Genomic DNA, 1,865 nt, shown 5'->3' with positions numbered 1-1,865 from the left:
ACGAGCCGTGCTCGAACAGCGCCAGGGCGAGGAGGAAGTAGACCATGACCCGTGCGGGCAGCAGCCGCACCCGCTTCTCCCGCGCGCCCGTTTCGATGAGCACCGCGTCCACCAGCGCGAAGTCCACGATCTGGGTCAACTCGCCCACGTGCCCGGGAGCATGGACCCCCGGTGCGCTCCCGGCCGCGGGCATGATGGCAGACTGCTCCTGCAACGGGACTCCCGATGATCTTCATGCTTGGTCGCAAGATGATCTATCAGGGGTCCCGTTCCACGTTCACAGCGGGGTTGCGCCGCAGGCCACAGGCTTAACGCAACGGTGTTGCCCCAGATGCCCGCTTTTGATCTTCCGGCGACACGCCAGCGGGGCCGGCGACGGGCACGACTCCGACCACGCTGCCCTGGCCGCCGGCCGGGCCGGCTCGGCGCCACTCCTGGACGCCGTGGCCGTTCAGCCGACGCGCCCGACGGCCGGGCCGGCCCGGGCGGGCGTGCGGGAGCTGCGGCCCCGGCCGGAGGCACGGGCCGCCCGGAGGCTTCGAACCTCTGTGTACTCAATGCGCGTCGACGAAGTGCGCGCCCGGCCCAGGCATGCGGCAAACGTCTTCCGGGCCGAGGTGGCTGTGCCCCGCAGTGCACTCAAGGACGACCCTGACCGGCTCGTCGCAGGAGTGCGCATCGTCGGCATGCCGGTGCCGGACGATGACCGACGGCCCCTGCGGGTCGGCGAGGTACCGGTCGCCCCACTCCAGCAGGGCCACCAGGGTGGGCCGCAACGCCTGGCCCTGCTCGGTGAGCTCGTAGGCGAAGCGCTGCCGATCCCCTGGCTCCCGGTAGGGCACGCGGCGCAGCACTCCCGCCGTAACCAAGGTGTCGAGTCTGGTCGCCAGGAGGTTCTTCGCGATCCCGAGGCGGGAGTGGAACTCGCCGAACCGGCGTGCGCCGTCGAGCGCCTCACGGACGATCAGCAGCGACCAGCGCTCCCCGACCACCGAGAGGGCACGCGCCACCGAGCAGTTCACCGGGTCGATCCGCCGCGTCTCCATGGGGCCAGCATACCCGTCTGGGTTTACAAGCTGAACTCAGCGGCCGTAGGCTTCACTCGGGGTTGAAAAACTAAACTCAGAGGGGAACAACCATGCCCATGCTCGACGTGTACATTCCCGACGGCGCGCTCCAGCCCGAAGCCGAGGCCGCGCTGCTGAACCGCATCACCGAGATCCTCATCCGCAACGAGGGATTCGACCCCGCCGACCCGGCGAGCCGTTCTGTCTCCTGGCTCTGGCTGCACCGACCGGCCGGCGTCTACGTCGGCGGAGAGCCCGCGGACGCACCCCGCTACAAGGTGGTCCCGTCCGTCCCCGAGGGCCAGCTTGACGAGCAGAAGCGCGCGAGCATCATCGCCGAGGTCACCGAGGCCATCCTCGACTCCGAGAACGGCGCCTGGCCGCGCGAGGCCGGCCGGATCTGGGTGTTCCCCACCGAGATCCCCGAGGGCCACTGGGGCGGCTGGGGCCAGACCAGGCCGCTCGCGACGATCCTCGCCCGGCTCAGCGGCGGCGACATCGAGCACGCCCGCACGCTCGCGCGCGAGCGGATCGCCGCCAGCCGAACCGAACACGCCCGCCTGCCCTGAGCAAACCACAACGCAACGTGCTGACCAACAGCCGACCGAGCTTCGTTCACCGTCAGGTCACGGCCGCGCACCACCGGCTGCGACAGCCGGTCGAGCCACCACGAGACAGCGATGTCGATGCTCAACACCACCACCCTGAGAGTGCGGTTCGCGCCGTGATGCCCGATTCGCGATGAGGTCTGGGTGAGGTGCCCTGCTCAGTGGGGTGGGCCGGCGCTCAAGGGCGAGG

At 70.2% G+C, this 1,865-nt stretch carries 3 protein-coding genes; 1 reads left to right on the top strand and 2 read right to left on the bottom strand.

The features are described 5' to 3' along the window. The coding region (locus tag ACZ38L_RS39360) for a transposase domain-containing protein (RefSeq protein ID WP_465702941.1) at window positions 1-214 on the bottom strand (214 nt) is incomplete at its 3' end. 340 nt (window positions 215-554) lie between these two features. Continuing rightward, a complete protein-coding gene (locus ACZ38L_RS39355; protein WP_465702939.1) occupies window positions 555-1,046 on the bottom strand; it encodes a winged helix-turn-helix transcriptional regulator in 492 nt (163 codons plus the stop codon). Between the two features lie 92 nt (window positions 1,047-1,138). On the opposite strand from ACZ38L_RS39355, the gene ACZ38L_RS39350 reads away from it, so the two are divergent. Then, a complete protein-coding gene (locus ACZ38L_RS39350) occupies window positions 1,139-1,636 on the top strand; it encodes a tautomerase family protein (RefSeq protein ID WP_465702937.1) in 498 nt (165 codons plus the stop codon). Window positions 1,637-1,865: the final 229 nt, after the last annotated feature.

The organism is Kitasatospora sp. NPDC024654 (assembly GCF_055559155.1).
The sequence above is the reverse complement of the archived record's forward strand: the minus strand, read 5'-3'. Positions and strand labels throughout refer to the sequence as shown.

Excerpts from the sequence above, each read along its gene's own strand:
- ACZ38L_RS39355 (WP_465702939.1), bottom strand. The coding sequence starts at position 1,046 with ATGGAGACGCGGCGGATCGACCCGGTGAACTGCTCGGTGGCGCGTGCC.
- ACZ38L_RS39350 (WP_465702937.1), top strand. The coding sequence starts at position 1,139 with ATGCCCATGCTCGACGTGTACATTCCCGACGGCGCGCTCCAGCCCGAA.